The sequence below is a fragment of the Caballeronia udeis genome (genome assembly GCF_001544555.2).
Lineage (GTDB): Bacteria > Pseudomonadota > Gammaproteobacteria > Burkholderiales > Burkholderiaceae > Caballeronia > Caballeronia udeis.
In genome coordinates this window covers 1-5,720 of sequence record NZ_FCOK02000156.1, presented here as the reverse complement: position 1 = coordinate 5,720, position 5,720 = coordinate 1, and the positions used below count along the sequence as shown (strand labels likewise).

The window sequence follows — 5,720 nt, the reverse complement described above, 5'->3', positions numbered from 1 at the left end:
ATCATGGTAAAGCTTGATTTCCATCCCGCTGGTCGCCATTTCCTGCAGATTCCGGGTCCCAGCCCGGTTCCCGACCGCATCCTGCGAGCAATGAGTTATCCGACGATCGACCATCGCGGGCCGGAATTCGGCGCTTTGGGCCTGAAAGTCCTGGACGGCATCAAGGCGATTTTCAAGACCGCTCAGCCGGTCGTGATCTATCCGTCCTCCGGAACGGGCGCCTGGGAAGCGGCGCTCTGCAACACGCTCAGCCCCGGCGACACCGTGCTGATGTTCGAGACAGGCCACTTCGCGACGCTCTGGAAAAAGATGGCCGAGAACCTCGGGCTGAAACCGGAGTTCCTGGGCTTGCCGGGCATTGAGGGATGGCGGCGCGGCGTGCAGGCAGACATGATCGAAGCGCGTTTGCGTGAAGACACGCAGCACACGATCAAGGCGGTGTGCGTGGTGCATAACGAAACCTCGACGGGCGTCACGTCGGATATCGCGGCAGTGCGGCGCGCGATCGACGCGGCCGGGCATCCGGCGCTGTTTCTCGTCGACACGATTTCGGGTCTTGCGTCCGCGGATTATCGGCATGACGAATGGGGCGTGGATGTCACCGTGTCCGGTTCGCAAAAAGGCTTGATGCTGCCCCCGGGGATCAGTTTCAACGCGGTCTCGCAGAAAGCAATCAAGGCGAGCAAGGACGCGAAGTTGCCGCGCGCGTTCTGGGCATGGGACGAGATCATCGAGATGAACAAGAGCGGGTACTGGCCGTACACGCCGAACACCAATTTGTTGTACGGCTTGTCCGAAGCGCTGGAGATGATCGGCGACGAAGGCCTTGACCAGGTTTTCGCGCGGCATCAAAGATTGGCGGCGGCTTGCCGCGCGGCGGTCAACGCATGGGGACTTGAGATCCAGTGCGCCGACCCGGCCGTGTATTCGCCGGTGCTGACGGGCGTGATGACGCCTGAAGGTGTGGACGCTGACGCAGTCCGCAAGACCATCTACGAGCACTTCGATATGTCGCTCGGCACGGGCCTCGGCAAGCTCAAGGGCCGGATGTTCCGCATCGGGCACCTGGGTGACTGCAACGACCTCACGCTGATGGCCACGCTCACGGGCTGTGAAATGGGCCTCAAGTTGTCCGGCGTGAAACTGGCGGGCAGCGGCGTGCTTGCAGCCATGGATTACCTGACGAGCCACACCGCAGCACCGGCATTGAAGGCTGCGGCATAGTACGTTAAGAAAACTATAAGTAATCCTTGCTAAATCAACCGCGCATAGACGCCGATGCTGACTAAATCATCTGAAGCGCTTGTCCAGCCGATCCACCTGGTGCCGGCTTCGGCACGCGCCGCGCTGTCGCCGCTGGCCATGCGTTTGCGCCAGGAGTTGAGGGGCGACGTGCTGTTCGACCGGGCGGCGCGCGGACGCTATGCGACCGATGCGTCGATCTATCAGATCATGCCGCTGGGCGCCGTTGTGCCGAAAGACCAGGCGGACCTGCTGCTTGCTTTGGAGATCGCACGCGACGCGCATGTTCCCGTGCTTGCACGCGGTGCGGGGACGAGCCAGTGCGGCCAGACCGTTGGCGAAGCGCTGGTGATCGATACAAGCAAGTGGCTCAACAATATCGTCCACTTCAATGCGCAGGCACGCACGGTAACGGTGGAGCCGGGCGTGGTGCTCGACCATCTGAACGCGTGGTTGAAACCGCATGGCTTATGGTTTCCCGTCGATGTATCGACCAGCGCGCAATGCACGATCGGCGGCATGGCGGGCAACAACTCGTGCGGCTCGCGGTCGATGGAATACGGGATCATGGTGCACAACGTGGCCGCGATCGACGCCGTGCTCGCCGATGGTCATCAAGCCACGTTTGGGGCATTGCACGCAATGTCATCCGATGCCCGCACACGTTCGCTGGTCGAACGTGTACAGCGGATAGCGCAACGCGAACGCGATGAAATCCGCGAGCAAGTGCCGAAGGTATTGCGGCGCGTAGCGGGCTACAACATCGACCTCTTCGATTGCCAGAGCCCCTTGCCCTTCAGCGCCGACGGTGTGCCAAATCTCGCGCAGTTGCTGGTGGGCTCGGAAGGCACGCTCGCGTTCAGCCGGCAACTCACGTTGAAACTGTGGCCGTTGCCCGAGCACAAGACGCTCGGCGTCGTGAACTTCCCCACGTTCTACGACGCGATGGACATGACGCAACACATCGTCAAGCTGGGACCGGTTGCGGTGGAGCTGGTCGACCGCACGATGATCGACCTGTCGATGTCGAATCCGGCGTTCCGTCCGGTGATCGAACGTGCGCTGGTCGGTCAGCCGCAAGCCGTGTTGCTGGTCGAATTCGCCGGCGCGGACAAGGCCGTGCAACTCGCGAAGCTTGCGCAACTGGTGGAGCTGATGGGCGATCTCGGCTTGCCGGACTCGGTGGTCGAGATGCCCGATGCCGCGCAACAAAAGGCCTTGTGGGAAGTGCGCAAGGCGGGCCTCAACATCATGATGAGCATGAAGGGCGATGGCAAGCCGGTATCGTTCATCGAAGATTGCGCCGTGCCGCTCGAACATCTCGCGCAGTACACCACGCGTCTCACCGAGGTTTTCCACAAGCACGACACAGAAGGCACCTGGTACGCGCACGCGAGCGTCGGGACGCTGCACGTGCGGCCGATTCTCGATATGCGGCGTACCGGCGCACAGAAAATGCGGGCAATTGCGGAGGAGGCGTCGGCGCTGGTGCGCGAGTACAAGGGCGCGTATTCGGGCGAACACGGTGATGGTTTGTGCCGCGGCGAATGGGTTGCGTGGCAATACGGGCCGCGTCTGAACGAGGCGTTCCGCGAGATCAAGACGCTCTTCGATCCTGAGAATCGCATGAGTCCGGACCGCATCGTGAATCCGCCGAAAATGGACGACGCGACGAACTTCCGTTTCCCGCCGACGTATCGCGAGCGTGAGATCGCGACGCAACTCGACTGGTCGCAGTGGAACGTGACACGCGATCCGTTGACGGGTGTCGAGACCGCGCCGGGAACGGGCGACGATCACACCGGCGGGCTCGCGAAGGCCGTCGAGATGTGCAACAACAACGGCCATTGCCGCAAGTTCGATGCAGGCACCATGTGCCCGAGCTACCGCATCACCAAGGACGAACAGCATGTCACGCGGGGCCGCGCGAATACGCTGCGGCTCGCGATCAGCGGACAACTCGGTGAGGGCGGGCTTGCCAGCCAGGACGTGAAGGATGTGCTGGACCTGTGTGTGTCCTGCAAGGGCTGCAAGCGCGATTGCCCGACGGGCGTCGACATGGCGAAGATCAAGATTGAAGCGCGCGCCGCGTGGACCTCGGCGAATGGCCTGCGCATGCGCGACCGGCTAGTGGGCTTTCTGCCGCGTTACGCGCCGTATGCGAGCCGCGTGCCGTCCTTGTTTGGCTCGGTCGAGCGTTTACCGCGTTTCGCCGGCTGGTTAAAAACCCGTCTCGGGCTTGCGCCGCAACGCGCGTTTCCGCATTTCGTGAAGTCGTTTTTATCGACGGCGCTACAGCCCTTGCCACCCGCGCAGGGCGACAAGGAAGTGCTGCTTTTCGTCGATACTTTCAACAACTATATGGAACCCGACAACGCCCGTGCCGCGAAGCGCGTGCTCGAGGCGGCCGGGTACACGGTGCATCTGAACCTGAAGGCGGGGGAGCGTCCGCTGTGCTGTGGGCGCACGTTCCTGTCGGCGGGACGGGTCGACGAAGCGAAGGCCGAAGCGCGCCGCACGCTGGACACATTGCGGCCTTATATGGAACGCGGGGTGCCGGTTGTCGGTCTTGAACCGTCGTGTCTGCTTTCGTTTCGCGATGAATTCCTCGATTACGGTTACGGCGATGAAGCGCGCACGCTCTCGCAGTCATCGTTCTTGTTCGAAGAGTTCCTGGTTCGCGAGAAAGAGGCAGGACGTCTGCGGCTTTCGCTGAAACCCCTCGCTCAGCCGAAGGCGCTGGTTCATGGCCACTGCCATCAGAAGGCTTTCGACGCGTTGCGTCCCGTCCAGGCTGTGCTCGGCTGGATTCCCCAGCTCGAAGTCTCGGTGGTCGAATCGTCGTGTTGCGGCATGGCCGGGAGTTTCGGTTATGAAGCCGAGCACTACGAGGCGTCGAAGGCGATGGCGGAGTTGTCGCTGCTGCCGGCCGTGCGAAAAGCACGAAAGGCGCAGGACGCCGTGATCGTCGCCGACGGCACCAGTTGCCGGCATCAGATAGCCGATGGCACGGACGCGAAGGCGCTGCACGTCGCGCAGGTACTGGCTGCGGCGCTAAGGGATGATTGATTAGCAGGGCTTCACATAAACAGCGGACGACCCACGTTCCGCGAACAGGAGACAAGCATGGCACGACCGCGCAGACCCAGGATTCGACACATCGCTTTAACGCCCATTCAGTAAAGTCTTACGACGTTTCAGATGCAGTTCGCTTCGGTGCCCGTGGGCGCCGTGATGAAGCACGCACTACTCAAGGAGACGATGATGTTCCGTCGAGCTACGACGCGCGTTCTATTGTTGCTGTGCGCCATGTATTTCATTACCTATGTCGACCGTGTCAACGTCAGTACCGCCGCCTCGCAATTCGGCGCGGAACTGCACTTGTCGCATACGGAGATTGGCTTTGTGTTCTCCGCATTCGCCTATCCGTATCTCGTGTTCCAGATTATTGGCGGCTGGGTAGGGGACCGATTCGGGCCGCGTCGGACGCTCACCGTCTGTGCTGTGATCTGGGCGGCCGCCACGGTGATGACCGGGCTGGCCGGCGGGTTCGTATCGCTGATCGTCGCGCGCTTGTTGCTTGGGCTGGGTGAGGGCGCAACGTTTCCGACCGCCACCCGAGCGATGTCGAACTGGATGCCCGCCGATAAGCGCGGCTTCGCGCAAGGGACCACGCATGCCGCGTCGCGTATTGGCAATGCGGTGGCGCCGCCGTTGATCGTCTGGTTGATGATCGCCACGAGCTGGCGCGGTGCTTTCATTGTGACGGGGATCATCAGTTTTCTGTGGGCGCTCGTTTGGATCTTCTACTTCCGCGATAACCCCCGTGAGCACAAGCGCATTACCGCCGACGAGTGCGCGACGCTTTCGTCGTACTCCGGGGTCAAGCAGCGCGTGCCGGTGCCGTGGCGTGCATTGCTGGGACGCATGGCGCCCGTGACCGCCGTGTACTTTTGCTATGGCTGGGTGTTGTGGCTCTTCCTCGGCTGGATTCCGCAGTATTTTCTCCACAACTATCACATGGAGTTAGGAAAGTCGGCGTTGTTCGCTTCGGGCGTGTTCTTTGCCGGCGTTCTCGGCGACTGGCTTGGCGGCTCGGTTACAGACCGCATCTTGCGGCGCAGCGGGAATATCCGCATGGCTCGCAATGTGATGGTGGGTGTCTGCATGTTCCTGACGCTGCTTTCGCTTGCGCCCATCATGCTGGTTTCCAACATGTCGATCACGTTGGCCGCGGTGTGCCTGAGCGGCGGGTTCTTCTTCAACGAAATGACGATCGGGCCGATGTGGGCCGTGCCGATGGATATCGCGCCCAAGCACGCCGGTACCGCTAGCGGCATCATGAATTCGGGGTCCGCGCTGGCCGCGATTATTAGTCCGGTCGTGGGTGGTTTCCTGATCGACAAGACCGGCAACTGGAACCTGCCTTTCACGGTTTCCATGATCCTGATGGGCGTTGGCATTGTGCTGTCGTTCAC

3 protein-coding genes are annotated in these 5,720 nt (G+C 61.7%); all 3 read left to right on the top strand.

Annotated elements, in window-relative coordinates; genetic code table 11:
* Positions 1–3: 3 nt before the first annotated feature.
* Positions 4–1,224: a pyridoxal-phosphate-dependent aminotransferase family protein gene (locus AWB69_RS44690; RefSeq protein WP_062093153.1), complete on the top strand. Its 1,221-nt coding sequence runs from the start codon at positions 4–6 to the stop codon at positions 1,222–1,224.
* Between the two features lie 54 nt (positions 1,225–1,278).
* The gene (locus AWB69_RS44685; protein WP_062093152.1) at positions 1,279–4,311 is read left to right on the top strand and encodes an FAD-binding and (Fe-S)-binding domain-containing protein; all 3,033 of its coding nucleotides are present in this window, start codon (positions 1,279–1,281) and stop codon (positions 4,309–4,311) included.
* Positions 4,312–4,503: 192 nt separating this feature from the next.
* A partial coding sequence (locus AWB69_RS44680; RefSeq protein WP_062093154.1) for an MFS transporter occupies positions 4,504–5,720 on the top strand: 1,217 nt, incomplete at its 3' end.